This is a genomic window from Nonomuraea sp. NPDC052116, assembly GCF_040680035.1.
Lineage (GTDB): Bacteria > Actinomycetota > Actinomycetes > Streptosporangiales > Streptosporangiaceae > Nonomuraea > Nonomuraea angiospora_A.
Map to the genome: position 1 here is coordinate 343,303 of NZ_JBFAWA010000002.1, position 20,775 is coordinate 364,077.

The 20,775-nt window shown below is 70.1% G+C and carries 20 protein-coding genes; 9 read left to right on the forward strand and 11 right to left on the reverse strand.

Going from position 1 to position 20,775, the window contains the following annotated elements:
• Positions 1-19: 19 nt before the first annotated feature.
• Complete coding sequence (locus tag AB0L65_RS04450; protein WP_364240191.1) at positions 20-1,219, reverse strand: MFS transporter; 1,200 nt, start codon at positions 1,217-1,219, stop codon at positions 20-22.
• 83 nt (positions 1,220-1,302) lie between these two features.
• Here AB0L65_RS04450 and AB0L65_RS04455 point away from each other — a divergent pair, with 83 nt between their 5' ends.
• Together AB0L65_RS04455 and AB0L65_RS04460 are read left to right on the forward strand one after the other, a co-directional pair.
• A complete protein-coding gene (locus AB0L65_RS04455; RefSeq protein ID WP_364240192.1) occupies positions 1,303-1,899 on the forward strand; it encodes a TetR/AcrR family transcriptional regulator in 597 nt (198 codons plus the stop codon).
• Between the two features lie 9 nt (positions 1,900-1,908).
• Positions 1,909-2,688 carry a DNA-formamidopyrimidine glycosylase family protein gene (locus tag AB0L65_RS04460; RefSeq protein ID WP_364240194.1) on the forward strand — a complete coding sequence of 260 codons (780 nt, stop codon included), beginning with the start codon at positions 1,909-1,911 and terminating at the stop codon, positions 2,686-2,688.
• Here AB0L65_RS04460 and AB0L65_RS04465 read toward each other — a convergent pair.
• From AB0L65_RS04465 to AB0L65_RS04490, 6 genes are all read right to left on the reverse strand, one after another.
• Positions 2,685-3,041 (reverse strand): helix-turn-helix transcriptional regulator, encoded by a 357-nt coding sequence (locus AB0L65_RS04465; protein ID WP_139630401.1) that lies wholly within the window; start codon positions 3,039-3,041, stop codon positions 2,685-2,687. The genes AB0L65_RS04460 and AB0L65_RS04465 overlap by 4 nt on opposite strands.
• A 274-nt stretch (positions 3,042-3,315) precedes the next feature.
• The gene (locus AB0L65_RS04470) at positions 3,316-3,807 is read right to left on the reverse strand and encodes a nicotinamide-nucleotide amidohydrolase family protein (RefSeq protein ID WP_355201665.1); all 492 of its coding nucleotides are present in this window, start codon (positions 3,805-3,807) and stop codon (positions 3,316-3,318) included.
• A gap of 3 nt (positions 3,808-3,810) precedes the next feature.
• Positions 3,811-4,383 (reverse strand): CDP-diacylglycerol--glycerol-3-phosphate 3-phosphatidyltransferase, encoded by a 573-nt coding sequence (gene pgsA / locus AB0L65_RS04475; protein ID WP_364240197.1) that lies wholly within the window; start codon positions 4,381-4,383, stop codon positions 3,811-3,813.
• A complete protein-coding gene (gene rimO / locus AB0L65_RS04480; protein WP_364240199.1) occupies positions 4,380-5,789 on the reverse strand; it encodes a 30S ribosomal protein S12 methylthiotransferase RimO in 1,410 nt (469 codons plus the stop codon). Before rimO ends, pgsA begins: the two co-directional genes overlap by 4 nt.
• A 60-nt stretch (positions 5,790-5,849) precedes the next feature.
• Entirely contained in the window at positions 5,850-6,620 is a 771-nt protein-coding gene (locus AB0L65_RS04485) for a RodZ domain-containing protein (RefSeq protein ID WP_364240200.1), read from the reverse strand.
• 75 nt (positions 6,621-6,695) lie between these two features.
• On the reverse strand, positions 6,696-9,197 hold the full coding sequence (locus tag AB0L65_RS04490; protein ID WP_364240202.1) for a DNA translocase FtsK 4TM domain-containing protein: 2,502 nt from the start codon (positions 9,195-9,197) through the stop codon (positions 6,696-6,698).
• Positions 9,198-9,343: 146 nt separating this feature from the next.
• Here AB0L65_RS04490 and AB0L65_RS04495 point away from each other — a divergent pair, with 146 nt between their 5' ends.
• Positions 9,344-10,012 carry a tyrosine-protein phosphatase gene (locus AB0L65_RS04495; RefSeq protein ID WP_364240203.1) on the forward strand — a complete coding sequence of 223 codons (669 nt, stop codon included), beginning with the start codon at positions 9,344-9,346 and terminating at the stop codon, positions 10,010-10,012.
• Between the two features lie 108 nt (positions 10,013-10,120).
• Positions 10,121-12,535, forward strand: a complete 2,415-nt coding sequence (locus tag AB0L65_RS04500; protein ID WP_364240205.1) for a SpoIIE family protein phosphatase — start codon at positions 10,121-10,123, stop codon at positions 12,533-12,535.
• Here the strand turns inward: AB0L65_RS04500 and AB0L65_RS04505 are convergent.
• From AB0L65_RS04505 to AB0L65_RS04515, 3 genes are all read right to left on the reverse strand, one after another.
• The gene (locus AB0L65_RS04505; protein WP_364240207.1) at positions 12,528-13,463 is read right to left on the reverse strand and encodes an aldose epimerase family protein; all 936 of its coding nucleotides are present in this window, start codon (positions 13,461-13,463) and stop codon (positions 12,528-12,530) included. The two genes, AB0L65_RS04500 and AB0L65_RS04505, sit on opposite strands and share 8 nt — an antisense overlap.
• Positions 13,460-14,422 (reverse strand): LacI family DNA-binding transcriptional regulator, encoded by a 963-nt coding sequence (locus AB0L65_RS04510; protein ID WP_350724727.1) that lies wholly within the window; start codon positions 14,420-14,422, stop codon positions 13,460-13,462. The genes AB0L65_RS04505 and AB0L65_RS04510 overlap by 4 nt, the downstream gene beginning before the upstream one ends.
• Positions 14,423-14,575: 153 nt before the next feature.
• Positions 14,576-15,370, reverse strand: a complete 795-nt coding sequence (locus tag AB0L65_RS04515) for an NAD(P)-dependent oxidoreductase (protein WP_364240209.1) — start codon at positions 15,368-15,370, stop codon at positions 14,576-14,578.
• A 135-nt stretch (positions 15,371-15,505) separates the two neighbouring features.
• Here AB0L65_RS04515 and AB0L65_RS04520 point away from each other — a divergent pair, with 135 nt between their 5' ends.
• From AB0L65_RS04520 to AB0L65_RS04540, 5 genes are all read left to right on the forward strand, one after another.
• A complete protein-coding gene (locus AB0L65_RS04520) occupies positions 15,506-16,813 on the forward strand; it encodes a sugar ABC transporter substrate-binding protein (RefSeq protein WP_350724723.1) in 1,308 nt (435 codons plus the stop codon).
• The gene (locus AB0L65_RS04525) at positions 16,810-17,739 is read left to right on the forward strand and encodes a sugar ABC transporter permease (protein ID WP_364240211.1); all 930 of its coding nucleotides are present in this window, start codon (positions 16,810-16,812) and stop codon (positions 17,737-17,739) included. The genes AB0L65_RS04520 and AB0L65_RS04525 overlap by 4 nt, the downstream gene beginning before the upstream one ends.
• Positions 17,736-18,596 (forward strand): carbohydrate ABC transporter permease, encoded by an 861-nt coding sequence (locus AB0L65_RS04530; RefSeq protein WP_364240212.1) that lies wholly within the window; start codon positions 17,736-17,738, stop codon positions 18,594-18,596. Before AB0L65_RS04525 ends, AB0L65_RS04530 begins: the two co-directional genes overlap by 4 nt.
• 67 nt (positions 18,597-18,663) lie before the next feature.
• Positions 18,664-19,425 carry an IclR family transcriptional regulator gene (locus AB0L65_RS04535; protein WP_350724718.1) on the forward strand — a complete coding sequence of 254 codons (762 nt, stop codon included), beginning with the start codon at positions 18,664-18,666 and terminating at the stop codon, positions 19,423-19,425.
• Between the two features lie 12 nt (positions 19,426-19,437).
• Entirely contained in the window at positions 19,438-20,355 is a 918-nt protein-coding gene (locus tag AB0L65_RS04540; protein WP_364240214.1) for a 5-dehydro-4-deoxyglucarate dehydratase, read from the forward strand.
• Here the strand turns inward: AB0L65_RS04540 and AB0L65_RS04545 are convergent.
• Positions 20,348-20,587, reverse strand: coding sequence for a hypothetical protein (locus tag AB0L65_RS04545; RefSeq protein WP_364240215.1), 240 nt, complete (start codon positions 20,585-20,587; stop codon positions 20,348-20,350). The two genes, AB0L65_RS04540 and AB0L65_RS04545, sit on opposite strands and share 8 nt — an antisense overlap.
• Between the last annotated feature and the right edge of the window lie 188 nt (positions 20,588-20,775).

Consider the following 20,775-nt stretch of genomic DNA (forward strand, 5'->3'; position numbering starts at 1 on the left):
ACGCAGCCGTTCTCGATCATCAACCGCCCGCCTCACCCTGCGCCGCCGCGCGATCCTCGACGGTAGCCGGGGGGCGTGCCCTGCCGGCCGCCCAGAAGAGCGCGAGGGCGGCCAGCTCGACGACGGCCGCGGCCAAGGGCAGCCGGCCGCTTCCGTGGCTCTCCAGCACGAGCCCGCCCAGCGCGCCCCCGCCCGAGACCCCGACGTAGACGGCGCTGCTGTTGAGCGCCAGCGCCTGCGGCCCGGCCGGGCCGGCCAGGGCGAGCAGCCGGGTCTGCGCGGGCGGCGGGATCCACCACGACACGGCCGCCCACACCAGCAGCAGCGGCAGGAGCGCGGGCAGCGGGAGCGGCCGCAGTGCCCAGCAGACGGCGAACAGGCCCATCACCGCCGTGAACCCGGCGATGCCCACGATCAGCGCCCGGTCGGCGCCCCACCGGTCGGCGGCCCACCCGCCGAGCTGCCCGCCCGCCAGCCCGGCGAGCCCGGCCAGCGCGAACACCCACCCCAGCTCCACCGGCCCGGCTCCGGCCAGGTCCCGCAGGAACGGCGCGAGATAGGTCATCAGCATCATGCTGCCCAGCACGATCCCCACGACCCCGAGCAGGCCGAGCAGCACCTGCGGCCGGGCCAGCGGCGCCAGCCGCTCCCTGACCGGCATGGTGGCCGCCGGGGGCGAATCGGGCAGCGTCGCCCTGATCGCGACCAGCGCGACGAGCCCCAGCAGCCCGCCCAGCCCGAACGTGGCCTGCCAGCCGAACGCGCCGCCCACCCACGTGCCGACGGGCACGCCGAGCATGAGCGAGCCGGTCATCCCGCCCATCACCAGCGCCAGGTAACGTCCCCGGCGCTCTTCGGGGGCCAGCGAGGTCGCGAGGGCGTACACGGCGGGCACGACGGCCGCCGCGGCCAGCGCCGCCAGCACGCGCAGCCCCATGAGGACGGCGTAGGACGTCGTGAACACCGCCGCCCAGTTCGCCGCGGTGAACACCGCCAGGGCCCAGGTGAGCAGCCCGCGCCGCGACCAGGTGGCGCCCACCACGGAGGCCACGGGCGCCCCCAGTGCGAACGCCAGCGAGAAGGCGGTGACGAGCTGCCCGCCCGCCGCCACGCTGACCCCGAGATCGGCGGAGACCTCGGGCAGCACGCCCGCGATGACGTAGTCGTCGGTGGCGAAGGTGAACGTGGTGAAGACCAGGGCGAGCAGCCACGCGGGCATGGGTATCCCCTCCATAAGGGTAACAGTCGTTTCCCATATAAGGTAACAGTCGTAACCCCAATGACCGCAAAGGGATTTCGCCGATGGCCAGGACCGCCGACCCGCACCGCCGGGCCGAACTGCTCGACCAGATCGTCGACTACCTGGCCGGACATGGCCTCTCGACCCTGTCGATGCGCCCGCTCGCCGAGCACCTGGGCAAGTCCACCCGCGTGCTGACCCACCACTTCGCCGACAAGGAGGCGCTGCTCTCGGCCACCATGGAGCGCCTGGACGAGCGGCACCGCGAATGGCTGCGCGCGCTGCCGGGCTGGTCGGGCTCCGACAGCGTGGGCACGATCATCCGCCGCACCTGGGACTGGCAGGCGCGGGAGGAGAACCTGCCGGTCGCCCGCCTGATCCGCGAGATCGAGGGGCTGGCGGCCGGTGGCCGGCTCATGGGGCACGTGCCCCGGCTGCTGGCGGACCGGTCGGAGTTCGTGGCGGGCCTGCTGCGCGATCGGGGCGTCCCGGAGGCGGAGGCGCTGCGGATCTCCACGCTGGTCAACTCGGCGTACTCGGGACTGCAGATCGACTTCCTCACGACCGGCGAGCGCGAGCGTGCGGAGGAGGCGCTGGACCAGCTGTGCGCGCTGGTGGACGGCTGGGTGGCCGCGCACGAGACGGGTGCGCGTTCCTAGACTGGAGGGATGCCCGAAGGAGACGCCGTCTACCGCACGGCCGCGAAGCTGCGCGGCGCGCTGGACGGTCAGGTGCTCACCAGGTCGGACTTCCGCGTCCCCAGGCACGCCACGGCCGACCTGACCGGCCGTGCGGTCCTCACCACGGTCTCCAGAGGCAAGCACCTGCTCACCCGCGTCGAAGGCGACCTGACCGTGCACACCCATCTGCGCATGGACGGGAGCTGGCAGGTCATGGCGACCGGACGCCGGACCGCGCCGGGCGACCAGGTCAGGCTGATCCTGGCCAACGAACGGTGGCAGGCGGTGGGGGTCAGGCTGGGAATGGTGGATCTCGTCAGGACAGGCGAGGAGGCACGGCTGGTCGGCCATCTGGGGCCGGATCTGCTCGGCCCGGACTGGGACCCGGATGAGGCCGTGCGAAGGCTGCGAGGGGCGCCCGACAGGACCATCGGGGAGGCGCTGCTCGATCAGCGCAACCTGGCTGGGATCGGCACGATCTATCGCGCCGAGACCCTGTTCCTGCGCGGTGTCTGGCCGTGGAAGAAGGTCGGGGAGATCGAGGATCTCAACGGGCTCGTGTCACTGGCCCAGCGCTTGCTGGACGCGAACAAGGGGCATGCGGGCACGGTGACCACAGGTGATCGCCGCCCGGCGAACCAGACGTGGGTCTACGGCAGGGCAGGGAGGCCCTGTCGCCGATGCGGCACCCGCATCAGCCGTGGGGAGATGGGGGCGCAGCCACAGGAACGGCTGATCCTGTGGTGTGCTGGCTGCCAGCTGGGTTAGGCAGCCACCATGTCCTTGACTTCGGGGAACACGGAGTCGGAAATAGACCCGGGGACCGTCTCCGCAAGGGGCAGCCGTTCGCGATCGGGCACGTCGGCCAGCACAGGGGCAGCCTGGAGCTCCGCCAGCGCGAACTGGTCGGAAACCTCACGCAACACCTGCGAAAGGGGCACTTCGAGTGCGCCGCAAATGGACGCCAGCAGCTCCGACGAGGCTTCCTTCTGGCCGCGCTCGACCTCGGACAAGTAGCCGAGCGAGACACGTGCCTGGGTGGACACCTCGCGTAGCGTGCGTCCCTGCCGCACCCTCAACCGCCTCAGCACGTCGCCGAGCAGCTGACGCAGCAGAATCATCTGTCGCTCCCTCCCCGGCGCGGATGACTTCACCACGCCCCGCGCGATCGGATCGTGCCGCACTGTGGTCTTCTTAGCTTCGTACATACTCCTCGCCGTCATCATGGGGCGTGGCCGCCCCTGGACCGCCGCTCGCGACGTTTCAGGCCCGCCTGCCGGGCGCTCGGTGCTTGCAGTTGGCTCACGGACCTCACTCACAGCTCCACCGTACCCGTATCCACCGACACCGCGTCAGACCGTGCTTCGCATGTTCGCTCGGGACGTAACACGGTAATCACCCGGAATGTTCCCCTATGTTCGCCTTCAGCACACCTGACAGTAGATCGACTGCCTCGTCCACCGTCTCTACCCTGATACGTTCGCGCGACCCGCCAAGTCTCAATTCACGCCCCCAAATCCTGCCCCCCGGCCCGCAGACGGCCGCGTAGACGGTGCCGACGGGCTTGCCGTCCTGCGGCTCCGGCCCGGCCACACCCGTCACGGCCAGCCCGTACGTGGCCCCGCACAGCCGCGCGACCCCCGCCGCCATGGCCGCGGCCACCTCAGGATGTACGGCCCCCTCGCGCCGCAGCAACTCCCCCGGCACCCCCAGCAGCTCCTGCTTGAGATCGGTGGCGTACGAGATCACCCCGCCCCTGAACGCCTTCGACGACCCCGAGACCGACGTGATGGCGGCCCCGATGAGCCCGCCGGTCAGCGACTCGGCCACCGCCACCGTGGCGGACCGGCCCACCAGCATCGTCAGAACCTCGGCCACATCGGCCATCGATCACTCCCCGCGCACCTGCTTCGCGACCTTGCGCAGCCGCACTGCCCTGATGACGTAGTCGACCCCGGTGGCCACGGTGACCACCAGAGCCGCCCCCATGACCACCCACCGGACGGGCCCCGGCACCCCCGGCAGGAGATAGAGCACGATCGCGGCGATCTGCAGCACGGTCTTGACCTTGCCGCCGTAGCTGGCCGGGATGACCGCGCGCCGCAGCAGCAGGAACCTGAGGGCCGTGATGCCGAGCTCCCTGCCAAGGATCGGGATCGTGACCCACCAGGGCAGCTCGTTGAGTATGGACAGGCTCACCAGCGCCGCGCCGGTGAGCGCCTTGTCGGCGATCGGGTCGGCGATCTTGCCGAAGTCGGTGATCAGGCCGTACCGCCTGGCCAGCTCACCGTCCAGGTGATCGGTGATCGAGGCCACCGCGAAGACCGCCAGCGCGGCCACCCGCCAGCCCGTCCCCGGCAGGAACAGGCAGACGACGAAGAAGGGGACGAGCACCAACCGGAGAACCGTGAGGACGTTGGCGATGTTCCACGGGCTTACGACGCGGCGCTCGTCCCTTTTCATGGACTTGCCTTGATACGCGCGATCAGGTCGACCCCCTCGGAGTCGACCACGACCGCGCGCACGATCTGCCCCCTGACGAGGCCGATCCCCTGAACCGTGACGGAGCCGTCGACCTCGGGACCCTGGTGGGCGGCCCGGCCCTCGTAGCCCCCGTCACCCAGGTCGTCGTCGATCAGCACGTCGACCTCGGTGCCTATGCGCTCCTCCGCGCGCTGGGCGGTCAGCTCCTCGGCCAGCTCGGTGAGCACGCGCACGCGCTCGTCGATGACCTCCTGGTCGAGCTTGCCCGGCAGATCGGCGGCCTCCGTGCCGTCCTCGTCGGAGTAGCCGAACACGCCGATCACGTCGAGCCTGGCCGCCTCCAGGAAGCCCACCAGCTCGCCGAACTCCTCCTCGGTCTCGCCGGGGAAGCCCACGATGAAGTTGGAGCGCACGCCCGCCTCGGGGGCGCGCTCGCGGATGGTCTCGAGCAGCCCCAGGAAGCGCTCAGGGTCGCCGAAGCGGCGCATCCTGCGCAGCACGGTGCCGCTCGCGTGCTGGAAGGACAGGTCGAAGTAGGGGGCGACGCCCTCGGTGCCCGTGAGCACGTCGATGAGCCCCGGACGCAGCTCGGCGGGCTGCAGGTAGCTGACCCGCACCCGGGAGACGCCCTCGACGGCCGCCAGCTCGGGCAGCAGCTTCTCCAGCGCCCGGAGGTCGCCGAGATCCTTGCCGTAGGACGTGGAGTTCTCGCTGACCAGGACGAGCTCGCGCACGCCACGGTGGGCCAGCCAGTCGGCCTCGGCCAGCAGTTCGTCGGGCCGACGCGAGACGTAGGAGCCGCGGAAGGCCGGGATGGCGCAGAACGTGCAGCGCCGGTCGCAGCCGGAGGCCAGCTTGAGCGAGGCCACCGGGCTCTCGTCGAGGCGCTTGCGCAGCACGCGCGGGCCGCTCGCGGGCGCGAGGCCCGCGGGCAGATCGCCGTGACCGGGGATGTTGGCCTTGGGAGCGCTGGCACGGTCCACCGGCGAGATGGGTAGCAGGGTGCGGCGGTCACGTGGCGTGTGGGGCTTCAGCGGCCGCCCGGCGAGGACGTCGTCGAGGCGGCCGCCGATCTCCGTGTAGTCGTCGAAGGAGATCACCGCGCTGGCTTCGGGCAGTGCCTCGGCCAGCTCGTTGCCGTAGCGCTCGGCCATACAGCCCGCTGCGACCACCTTCGCGCCGGTATCGGCGGCGGCCAGCAGCGTGTCGATGGAGTCCTTCTTGGCCGAGTCGATGAAGCCACACGTGTTGACGACGACGACATCGGGGTCGTCGTCGCCCAGCTGCCAACCGGCAGCCTCAAGTCGCGCGGCCAGCTCCTCGGAGTCGACCTCGTTGCGCGCGCAGCCCAGAGTGATCAGCGATGCGGTTCGGCGGGATGACATGGTGAACACTACGGTATCGGGAGTTGGCCACCACCCGATGCACGGGCTCCCGCCAGATGACTATCGCTCGGTCGTTTTGGGCGGCCCGAACGAGCGCCGCAGCATCTCCCCCCTGCCTGCGTCCAGCTTCACTTTCTTGCCGTTCACCTGCAGCGTAACGGCCGACGCATCCGCCAGCAGCACGCTGACCTTGTCTTCCGCACTCCACGTGTCGGACTTTCCGGCCTTCAGCGTGCCCGCGAACAGCTTGCGCCCCATCGCGTCGTGAGCCTGGACGTACGACGACCGCTTCGCCTTGATCTCGACGGTAACCGTGCGTTTGACCGCCTTGCCCGCCGCCGGCTTCGGCTGGACGGGCATGTTCGGCGGAACCTTGGGCCGGGCCGAGGCCACCTGCACGTCGGCCGTCCGCACCTGGTCGCTCGCGCCGCCCAGCACCCGCATCATGCCGAAGACGACCACGATCGCCAGCGCCACCCCGAGCGCCATCGTCCAGTTGGGCCCCCGCCGCTCCGGAACGTTGATCTTCTTGTCGGCCTGGAACACGGCCGAGGCCGCGACCGGCCTGGGCGCCCCGCCGTGCTGCTGGTCGTAGAGATGGACGGTGGCCTCCGGATCGAGCCCCACCGCCTTGGCCACGGCCTTGACGTGCCCCCTGGTGTAGAAGTCGCCACCGCACTGGCTGCCGTCATCCTGCTCCAGGCCATGGATGATCGCCTCGCGGATCCTGGTGGCCGCGCTGACCTGCTCGACGGTCAGCCCGGCAGCATGCCTGGCTGCCGCCAGCATGGCCCCGATGCTCTGCTCCTGCACAACGAACGCCTCCCCCACGGCACCTGCACCTGCTACCACAATGGGTAGTGATTTATATTCAACCAGTTACTACCCGGCAGGCACGCATTGGGGTCATTCGCCACGCAGGTCGGCCAGCAAACCCGGCAGATCGTCCGGTTTGACCAGCACCTCGCGGGCCTTGGAGCCCTCGCTCGGGCCGACCACGTTCCGGCTCTCCAGGAGGTCCATCAGCCGTCCCGCCTTGGCGAACCCGACCCGCAGCTTGCGCTGCAGCATCGAGGTCGAGCCGAACTGGGTGGTCACGATCAGCTCGGCGGCCTGGATCAGCACGTCGAGGTCGTCGCCGATGTCCTCGTCGATCTCGCGCTTGACCGGCGCGGCGGACACGTCCTCGCGGTATTCGGCCTGCATCTGCGCCTTGCAGTGCGTGACGATCTCCGCGATCTCCTTCTCGGAGACGAACGCGTTCTGGATGCGGATGGGCTTGCTCGCGCCCATCGGCAGGAACAGCGCGTCACCCTGGCCGACCAGCTTGTCGGCGCCCGGCTGGTCGAGGATGACCCGCGAGTCGGTGAGGCTCGACACGGCGAACGCCAGCCTGGACGGCACGTTCGCCTTGATCAGGCCGGTGACGACGTCCACGGAGGGCCGCTGGGTGGCGATCACCAGGTGGATGCCGGCCGCGCGGGCGAGCTGCGTGATGCGCACGATCGAGTCCTCGACGTCGCGCGGGGCCACCATCATGAGGTCGGCCAGCTCGTCCACGATCACCAGCAGGTACGGGTACGGCTGGTAGACCCGCTCGCTCCCGGGCGGCGGCTGCAGCTTGCCGGCCCGCACGGCCTTGTTGAACTCGTCGACGTGCCTGAACCCCGACGCCGCCAGGTCGTCGTAGCGCCGGTCCATCTCGCCCACGACCCATTCGAGGGCCTCGGCGGCCTTCTTCGGGCTGGTGATGATCGGCGTGATCAGGTGGGGGATGCCCTCGTACACGCTGAGCTCGACCCGCTTCGGGTCGACCAGCACCATCCGCACCTCGTCGGGCGTGGCCCGCATCAGGATGCTCGTGATCAGCCCGTTGACGCAGACCGACTTACCGGCGCCGGTGGCGCCCGCGATGAGCAGGTGGGGCATCTTGGCGAGGTTCGCGACGATGGTGCGGCCCTCGACGTCCTTGCCCAGGCCGACGATCATCGGGTGATGGTCGGCCTGCGCCACCTGCGCGCGCAGCACGTCGCCCAGGGCCACCAGGTCCTTGTCGGCGTTCGGGATCTCGACCCCGATCGCCGACTTGCCCGGGATGGGCGACAAGATCCGGACGTCGGCGGACTTGACGGCGTACGCGATGTTCTTCGTGAGCGCCGTGACCTTCTCCACCTTGACCGCGGGCCCCAGCTCGATCTCGTAGCGGGTCACCGTCGGCCCCCGGGTGAACCCGATCACCTGCGCGTCGATGGTGAACTGCTCGAGCACGCTGGTCAGCGCGTTGACCACGGTGGTGTTGGCCTTGGTCTGCGGCTTGGGCGCCGTGCCCTGCTTGAGGAACTGCAGGTCGGGCAGGCTGTACGGGCCCGCCTGCGGCGACAGCACGAGCTGCTCCACCTTGCGGGGCGCGGGCGTCGGCTGGGGCGGCTCCGGCCGCTTCTCGGGCTCGGCGGCGGGCGCCTCGTCCTCGTCCGTCAGGCCGGGCACGATCTCGGGCGAGTGCTCGGGCCGCTTGTCGGTCTTGTCCGACAGGACCGGGGTGTCGTACGGCTTGACCGAGTCGACACCCTCCTCGGCGGGCTTCTTGGAGGTCCTGACCCGCTTCTTGCCCGGCTGCCGCGGCGCGGGCTCGGCATGCCGTTCGAAGAGCATGTGCTTGAGCTCGGCCAGCCGCTCCGGGATCCGGTGCACGGGGGTGGCGGTGATCACCAGCACGCCGAACCCGGACAGGAGCAGCAGCAGCGGGATCGTGATCCACGGCGGCAGGATGCTCATCGGCGGCGCCGACACGATGAACCCGACCATGCCCCCGGCCTGCGACACCTTGTCCATGCCCTGGCCCTCGCCGGCCGGGTAGGGGGTGCCGTTGGCCACGTGGATGACGCCCAGCACGCCGACCATCAGCGCGGCCCACCCGATCACCATGCGCCCGGTGTCGGCGTTCTGGTCGGGGTGGCGCAGGTAGCGCCAGGCCAGCAACCCGAACAGCAGCGGCAGCGCCCACGCCAGCGAGCCGAACACGCCGTGCACGGTCGCGTTCACCACGCCGGAGACGGCCCCGTCGGCGTTGCGCCACGTCATGGCCGCCAGCACGATCGCTCCCGCGAGCACCGTCAGGCCCACCCCGTCGCGCCGGTGCGCGGGATCGAGCTCGCGGGCGTTCTTGCCCAGCGCGCGAGCCGTGCTGCCGATGCCGTTGGCGAGCAGCATCCACAGCCCGACGATCAGCTTGCCGATCATCGTGAAGACCCAGCTGATCGGGTCCGGGTGGGTCATCGAAGGCTTGCGACCGGAGGCCGCCCGGGGACGTCCCGTCGACGAGGCCCCGCGCTTGGCGGGGGTCGAGCGAGACGAGGTCGACCGCTTCGCCGGCCCCTTCGATGCGCTTTTCGGCGTACGGGTGGCCATGATGCCAAAGGTACGTCGGAGACACCGTGGATCGCGCGGAGGCTCGCCGACGACCCCGCCAAACAGGCACGAAGATCCCGGGAAGGTTCACCCGATGTCCACGTAAAAGCCGTACGACCGCAGACAACTCCTTCCTGAATGGTCCTATGCCACTCCTCAACCTCCGGGACATCGCGACGGAGACCGCGCTGCGCCCCGGTGTGCTCTACCGCTCCGCGCAGCCGCACACCCTCACGGCCGAGGACGCGAAGCTGGTGGCCGGCCTGCGGCTCATCGCCGACCTGCGCGGCGACAACGAGCGGGGCCCCGGCGACTGGGCGCCCGTCCTCGGCGGCGCCGTCCGGCACGCGCTGCTCGGCGCGGGCTCCTCCGACGCCTCGCCCGCCCAGCTCGCGGCGCTGCCGCCCGACCTGACCCTCGGCGACCTGTACGTCGGCCTCCTGCGGCACAGGACGACCTGGTTCGCCGGCGTCGTCGCCGAGATCGCCGACGGCCTGCCCGCCCTCGTCCACTGCGCCGCGGGCAAGGACCGCACCGGCATCGTCGTCGCGCTGATCCTCGACCTGCTCGGCGTGGAGCACGAGGCCATCGTCCGCGACTACGCGCTCACCGCGAAGGCGCTGCCCGATATCATGCTCATGCTGGACATGACGCCGTCGCGGGACGCACCCGCCGCGCTGCTGGAGGCGCCGGAGAGCGCGATGCGGACGCTCCTGGTCGCGCTGGGCGAACTCGGCGGCGCGGAGCGGCTCCTGCTGGCCAACGGCCTCACCAAGGCGCACGTGGACCGCCTCAGGGCCGCCCTCGTGCCCTGATCGCGTCGGTCCGGCCCACCTTCTTCGCAACAGGAGGTATCAACGGCACCATTCTGACACTCTGAGAGTGACCGTACTGCCACATCGAGTGATGTTCTAGGACGCAGAGTGGACACGACCAGGGTGTCGAGCACGGCCTTCGACGGGACTCCCCATGCCCCGGCTCAGGCGCGCAAGTTCGTCCGCCAGGTGCTCGGCGAATGGCGCCTGAGCCATCTGGCGGAGGACGCCGTGCTGCTGACCAGCGAACTCGTCACGAACGCCGTCGTGCACGCGGGCACCGGCGTCGAGCTCACCTGCCGCCTGGACGTGACGGCCAGCCCTCCGAAGCTGGAGATCGAGGTCGACGACCGCCACCCCACGCGGACGATCCTGGCGGCCGGGCCCGCGCCCGAGCCCATGCGTGCGTCGGGGCGGGGCCTCGCGCTCGCGGGCATGCTGGCCGACGCCTGGGGCGTCACGTACACGAGGACCGCCAAGCGCGTCTGGGTGCGCATGGAGATCTCGGACGGCTGCGACGTCCAGGAGCCCGCGCCGCCGCCGCCCACCGCGGCGCCCATCGAGACCCTGCACGTCGGCGTGATCGTCGCCGACCGCGACGGGGTCGTACGGTCGTGGAACACGGAGGCCGAGAAGCTGCTCGGCTGGCGGGCCGACCAGGCGGTCGGCCGATCCCTGGAGCGGTTAGTGGCCTGGCGCGGCCACGGGCCGTACGCGCTGTCGCTGGCCGACACCCTCGGCCTGGGCCGCTGGCGGGGCGAGGCGCGCATGCGGCACCAGGACGGCCGGCTCGTCCCCGTCTACGTCTCCCACCTGCGCTCCCGGCGGCAGCGCTGCTCGATCTGGATGGTGGTGGCCGCCGACCACGGCTACGTGCTGACGCCGCCGCCGGCGCCGCAGCTGGGCGGGGCAGGCCGGCGCATCAAGGACCTGCTCGGCCAGGACATGCCGTTCGCCGAGCTGCTCGACACGATCGCCCGGATCGTGCAGATCTCCAGCGGGGGCGACGCCGCGTACGTGCTGCTCGCCGCGGAAGGCGGCAACAGGTTCGGCGTGGCGGCGGGCGCGGGCGCGACGGCGGGGCTGGTGGGGGTGCTGGCCACCGGCGTGTTCGGCGCGGAGCGCACGACCCCCACGATGATCGAGGACCTGCTCGCCGTGGACGTCGAGCTGGCCCAGCAGTTGCGCGCCAGGTCGCTGGCGTGCGCGCCGCTGCTGGTCGGCGGCGAGCTGGCCGGCTACATCGTGGTGACGGCCGCCCAGCCGGACCGCTTCGACCAGGAGCTCACGGTCAGCCTCCAGCACATCGCCGGCCAGGTGGCCGTGCCCGTGCAGCGCGAGCGGCTGGCCGAGCAGGACCGCGCGCACCGGGGGCGGCTGTCGTTCCTGGCGGAGGCGGGCGAGCTGCTGGCGGGCGTGCACGACGAGGAGCTGATCGCGGCGCTGACCGCGCAGCTCGTCGTACCCAAGATCGCCACCTGGGCGGCCGTCTACCTGACCGACCTCGCCGGCATGACCAGGCTCGCCCACGTCTGGCACAGCGAGGAGCGCCACAACGCCGACCTGCGCAAGTCGCTGCCCGCCATCCCGCGCACCGCCCTCAGCGAGGTGAGCTGGCCGGTCGGCCCCGAGACCGTGCTGTCGTTCCCGCTGCTCACGCAGGGCAGGTCGCACGGGGCGCTGGTGATCGGCCGCACCGAGCCGACCCTGCCGCTGGAGCTGGCCGACCTGCTGTCGGACCTGTGCCGCCTGGTGGCACTCAACCTGCACACCGCCATGCTGTACGCCAGGCAGGCGACCACGTCCCGGGTGCTGCAGCGCAGCCTGCTGCCCATGCGCGTGGCGCCCATGCCCGGCCTGGAGTCCGCGGTCGTCTACGAGCCGGCCGAGGAGGGCGCGCACGTCGGGGGCGACTTCTACGACCTGTTCACGGTGGCCGACCACTGGTGCTTCGCGCTGGGCGACGTCTGCGGCAGCGGGCCCGAGGCGGCGGCCGTCACCGGGCTCGCCCGCCACGCCGTACGCCTGCTGGCCAAGGAGCACTACACGGTGGCCGACATCTTCGACCGGCTCAACCACGCGCTGCTGGAGGAGGGCGAGGAGGGCAGGTTCCTCAGCCTGCTGTGCGGCGAGCTGACCCCGCTGCCGCAGGGCGGCGCGCTCTGCACGATCGCCTCCGCGGGCCACCCTCCCCCACTCCTGCTGCGGCGGGACGGCAAGGTCGAGCCCATGGCGAGCCCGCAGCTGCTGCTGGGCATCGAGTCGGGCGCCAGGTTCTACGTCGAGACGTTCGAGCTGGCGCCGGAGGAGCTGCTGCTGTGCGTCACCGACGGGGTGACCGAGCGGCGCAACGACGGCCGGCTGCTCGACGACGGCGACGGGCTGGCCGAGCTGCTGTCCGGCTGCACGGGGCTGAGCGCCCACGCGGTGGCCGAACGCGTGCGGCACGCGGTAGAGACGTTCGCCGAGGAGCCGTCGCAGGACGACGTGGCCCTGTTGGTGATCAAGGCCTCATCTAGATGAACTTGTACGTGGTGGTCGAGGTGCGCCGCGTGCCCGGGCGGAGCACGGTGGAGGGGAACTGGGGCTTGTTGGGCGAGTCGGGGAAGTGCTGCGTCTCCAGGCACAGCCCGCCGAAGGGCCCGTACGGCGTCGCGTCCCCGTCCAGCATGTGGCCGGTGTAGAACTGCACGCCCGGCTCGGTCGTCGTGACCTCCATGGTCAGGCCGCCGGCCGTCACCGTGGCGCCGCCGCCGCCGAGGACGTAGCAGTGGTCGTAGGCGCCGTCGTTGCGCTCCCCCACCGCGTGCGGCTCGGTGAAGTCGAACGCCGTGCCCTTGACCGGCGCGAGCTCCCCCGTGGGGATCTTGGCGTCGTCCACCGGCAGGTAGTGGTCGGCGTCGATCCGCACGACGTGGTCGCGCACGTCGCCCTCGCCCGAGAGGTCGAAGTAGGAGTGGTTGGTCAGGTTGACCACGGTCGGGGCCTCGGTCTCCGTCTCGTAGTCGATGCGGAGCGCGTCGTCCTCGAGCGTGTACGTCACCCGGGCGGTCAGCGTGCCGGGGTAGCCCTCGTCGCCGCCGGGGCTGATCAGCCTGAGCGTCACCGACGTGGCGTCGTTGGACTCGATGGACCACACCTGCTTGTCGAAGCCCACGATGCCGCCGTGCAGGTGGGCGGTGCCGTTGTTGACGGCCAGCTCGTACTCGACGCCGTCCAGGGTGAAGCGGCCGTTGGCGATGCGGTTGCCGTACCTGCCGACGACCGCGCCGAAGTAGCGGCTGCGGGTCAGGTAGTCCTCCAGCGTGTCCAGGCCGAGGACCACGTTGCGGCCGGACACCTCCAGCGAGCGCACGATGGCGCCGTACGTGAGCACCTCGGCGCGCAGCCGTCCCGACGACAGCTCCACCAGCTCGACGCTCTCCCCTGACGGCAGCGTTCCGAAGTTCATGATTGGGCCCTTCCCGTGGACTCTCTGACAATGAGGGCGGTGTCGAGGGTCACTGTCGCGCCCTCGCCCCCCGACTGGAGCAGCAGGTCGACGGCCATCCTCCCGGCGGCCACGGCCGGCATGGCCACCGTGGTGAGCTTGGGCCGGTTGAGCCGTCCCGGCAGGATGTCGTCGAACCCGATCACACTTATCTGGTCTGGTACCCCTATCCCCATCTCCGACAGCCCCTCAATGAGGCCAAGCGCGACGAGATCGTTGTACGCCAGCACCGCCGTGGCCCCGCAGGCCGCCACGTCGGCGGCCACCGCCAGGCCGCCCGACTCCGTGGGCTGGTTGGGGCCGAAGAAGACGAGGTCGAGCCCGGGCGCCTCGGCCGCGGCGCCCTGCATCTCGTTGCTGGTCCACGAGCCGATCGGGCCCGACACGAGCGCGATCCTGCGATGCCCCAGCCCGACCAGGTGCTCCAGCGCCAGCTTGGCGCCCTGGGCGACGTTCATCAGGACGGCGGGCATGCCCCGGATGCGCCGGTTGACCACCACGAACGGCACGTCCTCGGCCAGCCGTTCGATCATCTTGTTCGACAGGCGCGGGCTGCACAGCAGGACGCCGTCCACCTGCTTGGTGAACGTCCTGATCAGCTCCTCCTCGACGCGCGGATCCTCGTCGGTGTCGGCCACGAACACGTGGTAGTCGCGGCCCCTGGCCTGCGCCTGGGCGGCCTTGATGAGCGGCGGGAAGAACGGGTTGGCGATGTCCGCCACGATCAGGCCCATGTTGAACGTGCGGCCGGTCGTGAGCGCCCTGGCGGCGCGGTTGGGCCGGTAACCGAGGTCGTCGGCGGCGGCCAGCACGCGGCTTCTGGTGGCAGGATTGACCAGGTGGGGGGCGGAGAAGGTGCGGGACACGGTGGAGACGTGCACGCCGCAGGCGCGGGCCACGTCCTTGATCGTCGCCGCCATCGTCGTTCTCCCTTGCAAACGGTTGCCAGACTAAACCTTGACCTTCACGCCTCTCCTCGTCAAGGTTCTTGCAACCGGTTGCCGACCACTCCGCTCTCCACCCCATGCGATGTCGGCCGTCCCGATACGGCAGCGGCCGCCGATCAACCAGGGTTACCAGCGACCCCCCAGCTCGTTGAGGGTGAACACCCCTCCGGCGCGGTTGTGGAGCGGCTCAGAAAGATCCGGCTCCCCCAGCTCGGCGATGAGCGCCGCCGCCTGGGAGTCGGAGGAGTCGCGGGACTCGTACCCGATGGCCTTGGCCTCCTCCAGTGACCACCACCGCCGCGCGTTGTCCGAGACCCCCCAGACCACGTGGTACCCGGGCGCGGTCAGCGCCGCCTCGACCAGCCGGGTCAGGTCGTCAGGCGAGATCCACGTGGCCAGCCCGCGCGTGTCGCCGGAGGCCTCGTTGCAGGTGCCGAGCCGGACCACGGTGACGTTCATGCCGAACCGGTCGTGGTACAGGCTCCCGAGCGCCTCCATGACGACCTTGCTCACTCCGTAGAAGGTGTCAGGCCGGGGAAAGGCGTAGTCGGGCAAATGGGAGCCGTCAGCGGGGCGGGTGTGGTAACCGGCCGCGTGGTGGCTGCCCATGAGCACCAACTGCTGGACGCCCTCCTCGCGCGCCGCCTCCAACAGCACTTGCGTGCCGTTGATGTTGGCCTGCACGATGTCCGCCCAGGGATGTTCCCGGCTCTGGCCGCCAAGGTGAATCACCGCGTCCACGCCCTTCATCGCCTCGGCCACCGCGGCCGGGTCGGCGAGGTCGGCCGTCACCCACTCCTCGCCGGGGCCCGGCTCGATCGGGTGAAGGTCGGAAAGCCGCAGGGTGCGGCCGTCACGGGCGAGCCGTGGGCGGAGCAGCGTGCCAACCTTTCCAGCAGCTCCGGTCATAAGAATGCGCATGTCTCATGGTGTACACGATTCTGGCCGAAATTCACATCCTTGAATATTGACCGTGAACCATGCAACTAGTTACGTTCACAGCCACGAGTTCAAGTCCACGACTCATGTCCACGTATGTGAACGGGAGGCGGTCTGATGTCACGTCGTCTGCTCGGGGTCGCGATGACAGCGACCCTGGCCGTAACGCTGACAGGCTGCGGTTCCGGGGGATCAAGCTCAGACAACGCTCTGGAGATCTGGATCAGGCAGGCGCCCGATTCGGACTCCGCCAAGACGGCGGTGAAACTCGCCGACGCATTCACGAAGGCCAGCGGGGTGAAGACGAAAGTCGTCGCGCTATTCGACGACTTCGAGACCAAGCTGAACCAGCAGGCCGCCCAGAAGAAGCTTCCCGACATTGTGATCAACGACACCGCCCAGCTCGGAAACATGCACTCGCAGGGCTGGCTGCGCGAGATCGACAAGGCCACGCTGGCCGGCGGCGACAAGCTGTCCGACCGCGCGTGGGTGGCCGCGACGGGCAGCGACGGCAAGTTCTACGCCGCCCCGTTCTCCGCCCAGGCCTTCGCGCTGATCGTACGGAAGGACTGGCGCGAGAAGGTCGGCATGGAGCCGCCGAAGACCTGGGACGACCTGGCCAAGCTGGCGCAGGCGTTCACCGAGAAGGACCCCGACGGCAACGGCCAGGCCGACACGGCCGGCTTCGTCATCCCGGCGGGCACCAAACGCGGCTACGCCTCCTGGTACGCCTCGTCCCTCATCTACGCCAACGGCGGAGACTTCATCAAGAGCACCGGTGGCGGCCACTTCCAGTCCACGGTCAGCGACCCCAAGACCGTCGAGGCCGTCCAGTACCTGCAGGACCAGTTCTGCAAGACCAAGACCGTCAACCCCGGCGCCGTGAGCAACGACACGACCGTCACGCACGAGGTGTTCGAGAAGGGCCAGGGCGGCATCTACCTGGTCGGTCCGTACGTGCTGGCCAGGTTCGTCAAGAGCGTCGGCACCGACAAGATCGAGGTTCTGCCCCTGCCCAAGGGCCCGTCCGGCGGTCCCGGCACCCTCGGCGAGGGCGAGAACGTCTACCTGATGGCCGGCTCCGACCAGCAGGACGCGCAGAAGAAGTTCGCCGAGTTCGCGATCTCCCCTGACGGCCAGCGGATCGGCATGAACAAGGACGCCAACGGCGCCATCGTCCGCCTGCCCGTCAACACCCAGGTCGACATGGCCGCCGAGCGGCAGGATCCGCGCTGGAAGGTGTTCCAGGACGCGTACGCGAACGCCGTCTACGCCCCGCCCGTGCCGAACTGGGCGCCCATCCGCCAGGACTCGGCCGACTCCATCAACGCCGTCTGGGCCGACTGCTCCTCCAACGTCAAGGCGGCCATGGACCAGCTGAACACCAAACTCACCCAGGAACTCCAGAGCCAGAAAGCGTCATGACCTCGACACTGACCGAGGCGCGCAGCCGTCCGGCGACCCCCCACCGCCGCACCAAGCGGGTGCGGTGGCGGGGGCCGCTGATCACCTGGCTGTTCCTGGCGCCCGCGCTGCTGCTGTTCCTGTACTTCAAGTTCATCCCGATGTTCGTGGGCCTGTGGAAGAGCTTCTTCAAGGTCCAGACGTTCCTCGGTGACGAGTGGCTGGGCCTGCAGAACTACCAGACGATCATCAGCGACGCCGACTTCGCCGCGGCCATCTGGCACAGCATCCTGCTGGCGCTGGGCACCACGGTCGGCTCGCTCGTCCTGGGTCTGGGGTTCGCGCTGCTTATCGAGGGGCCGGCGCGCTACCTGTGGTTCGTGCGCACCGCGGCGTTCCTGCCCGTCGTCACCACGATGGCGGCCGTGGCCGAGGTCTGGCGGATCATGTTCCACCCGGCCGACAGCGGGATGCTGAACGTCATCATCGGCTGGGCCGGCATCGATCCCCAGCCGTGGCTGGCCAGCGAGCACTCCTCCCTGTGGTCGATCATGCTGATGAGCATCTGGCGCGGCACCCCGTACGACATGATGATCTTCCTGGCCGGGCTGGTCGGCGTCGACCGCACGCTCTACGAGGCCGCGGCCGTCGACGGCGCCTCCACCTGGCACCGGCTGCGGCACATCACGCTGCCCGCCCTGCGGCCGGTGTTCTGGATCCTGTTCACGCTGGCCGCCATCCGCGGGCTGCGGGTCTTCGTCGAGGTGTACGTCCTGACGAACGGCGGTCCGAACGGGTCGTCCGAGGTGCTGATGACGCTGATCTACAAGCTCGGGTTCCAGAAGAACGACCTGGGCGTGGCCTCGGCGGGCGGGATCGTGCTGTTCCTGGCCACGCTGGTGCTCACCCTGGTCGCGCAGATGTTGCGCAGGAGGCAGGCGACATGAGGTTCGACAGCGCGCTGGGGCTGGAGTCGCGCAAGGGACCTCTGGCCGTCGGCGGAAAGATCCTGATTTATGGCTTTATGGTGGTGGTTTTCACCGGGCCGCTGGTCGGACTGCTCGTCAGCGCCTTCAGCAAGACGCTCGACCCCACCTCCTTCTCCCTGTGGCCGGACGAGTTCACGCTGGAGAACTTCGTCCAGGCCAAGGAGAAGAACGTCTACCTCTACCTGCTGAACTCCTTCATCGTCGTGGGCTTCGGCCTGCTGCTGCAGATGCTGGTGAGCGTCTTCGCCGCGTACTCGCTGGCCCGCAAGAAGTTCCGCGGCATGACGTTCGTCCTGCTGCTCATGCTCACCACGATGATGCTCCCCGAGGAGATCATCGCGATCCCCCTCTCGCTGGTCCTGGCCGACATGCCACTGCTGCACGTGAACCTCATCGGCACGTACGCGGGCATGATCCTGCCGGTCGGCGCCTGGGGCTTCTCCATCCTGGTCATGACCGAGTTCATGAAGGAGGTGCCGGTCGAGCTGGAGGAGGCCGCGCGCATCGACGGCGCGGGGGAAATGCGGATCTTCGCCACCATCATCCTGCCGCTGTGCCGTCCCGCGCTCGGCGTGATCGGGGTGTTCGGCTTCACGATGATCTGGGACCAGTACCTGCTGCCCCTGATCGTCGCGCCCGAGTCGAGCATGTGGACGCTGCCCATCGCGCTGCGTTCGCTCCGCTCCGACGAGGAGGTGGGGATCGGCGTGCTGCTGGCCGCCTCGCTGCTGGCGCTGCTGCCGTCGATCATCGCGTTCCTGGCCTTCCAGCGGCAGTTCATGCGCGGTCTGACAAGCGGTGCCATCAAGGGTTAAGTGTCCATGTATCTGGACGCTATCCCATATCCTGGATGTCAACCCGCAGCAGTAGAGGGGATGGAGTATGGAGCCTCAGCTGGTCAAGTCCGCGGAGCGGACGGTGCGCATCCTGGAGGCCCTGGCCGATTCGCACGACAGCCTGACGCTGTCGGAGCTCCAGCAGCGCACCGGGTTCCCGCGCAGCAGCCTCCACGCCCTCATGCGGACGCTGGTCGAGCTCAACTGGGTCGAGACCGACTCGGCCAGGTCCGCGTTCGGGATCGGGCCGCACGCGCTGCTCACCGGCACCGCGTACCTCGACAAGGATCCCGCGCTGCCGTTCGCGCAGGAGACCTTGGAGGACCTGCGGGCAGAGATCGGCCAGACCGCCCATTTCGCCCGCCGGGACGGCGCGCACGTGCTCTACCTGGCCACCCGCGAGTCACGCGAGGCCGACCACGTGATCCCCAGGGTGGGCCGGCGCCTGCCCGCCCACGTCACCGCGCTCGGCCAGGTGCTGCTCGCCCAGCTCACCGACGACGAGGTCATGGCCATCCTGCCCGACCCGCTGTCCTCGCTCACCGACCGCACCATCACCGACCTGAACAAACTGACCGGCGAGCTCGACCAGGTCCGCACCCGCGGCTGGGCGTACGAACGCGAGCAGGGCACCCCCGGCCTGGCCTGCGTGGCCGTCGCGGTCGACTACCGCATCCCGGCCACCGACGCGATCAGCTGCTCGATGCCCGCGAGGCTGGCGCCCGCCGAGGTCGAGCGGATCACCGAGGCGGCGATCAAACACACCCGCAAGCTGGCTGCCACTCTGCGCAGGGAGGGCATCCGCTAGAAAGGACCGTCGATGCGGCTGGATGGTGTTCTCTTCTTCCCGGTGACCCCCTTCGAAGCCGATGGCGACCTCGCCGAACCCGCGCTGGCCCGGCACGTCGCCGACGGCGTCGCGGCGGGAGCGGGAGGAGTGTTCGCCGCGTGCGGCACCGGTGAGTTCAACGCCCTCGACCTCGACGAGTACACCCGGGTGGTGGGCGTCGCCGTCGCCTCCACCGCGGGCCGCGTCCCCGTCTTCGCCGGCGCCGGCGGCCCGCTGCCCGCCGCCAGGGCCATCGCCCGCGCGGCCGCCGCCCAGGGCGCCGACGGGCTGCTGCTCATGCCGCCGTACCTGGTCAGCGGCCCGCCCGCGGGCCTGGTGCGCTACGTACGCGAGGTGGCCGCGACCGTCGACCTGCCGATCATCATCTACCAGCGCGGCACCGCCCGCTTCACCCCCTCAGCCGTCGCCGAACTCGCCGAGCTGCCCAACATCATCGGCTTCAAGGACGGCCTGGGCGACTTCGACCTGCTGCAACGGATCATCCTCACCGTCCGCCGGTCCACCGGCAAGGACTTCACCTTCTTCAACGGCCTCCCCACCGCCGAACTGACCGTCCCCGCCTACCGCGGCCTCGGCGTGAACCTGTACTCGAGCGCGGTGTTCGCCTTCGCGCCCGAGATCTCCCTGGCGTTCTACAAGGCGGTGACGGGCGGGGACGAGGTGCTGACGCAGCGGCTGCTGACCGACTTCTACCTCCCGCTGGTGGAGCTCCGCGATCTCGTACCCGGCTACGCGGTCTCGCTGGTGAAGGCGGGGGCGCGGTTGCGGGGTGCGGAGGTCGGAGGCGTACGCCCGCCCCTGCTGGACCCCACCCCTGAGCACACGGCCTCTCTGGAACGCATCATCACCACCGGCCTGGCCATAGCCGGTCGATTCAGCCTCAGCTGACGTCGAAGGGCGGCAGCTCGGCCAGGTTCAGAATGGCTGCCGGCGGGAAGTCCGGCCACGAGCTCGGCGGGTCTTGGCGCAGGTTGCGCAGGTGCTTGTCGATGAAGCGCTGGGCATTGCGCAGGACCCTGACTGCGGTGGCGGGGACGCAGCGCGCGCCCGGCCCTCCACCCCAAGCCAGCGCCTGACCCTCGCCCCAAAACCGAGGCTCAAGCCCACCCAGGGCCAGCACCCGATCCCACCCCCGACCTCACCCCGAAGCCGACAGCCGACCCCCACCCCCAGGCATCGGACCCAGCCCCATTGCCACGCCGTCGCCATTGCCGCGCCATCGCCCATGGCCGCTCCCTCGGCCCGCGACCGACCAGCCGGCCTCACAGCCGGCCAGTCAGCCGCACGAAACCATCGCCACGAGCCCCG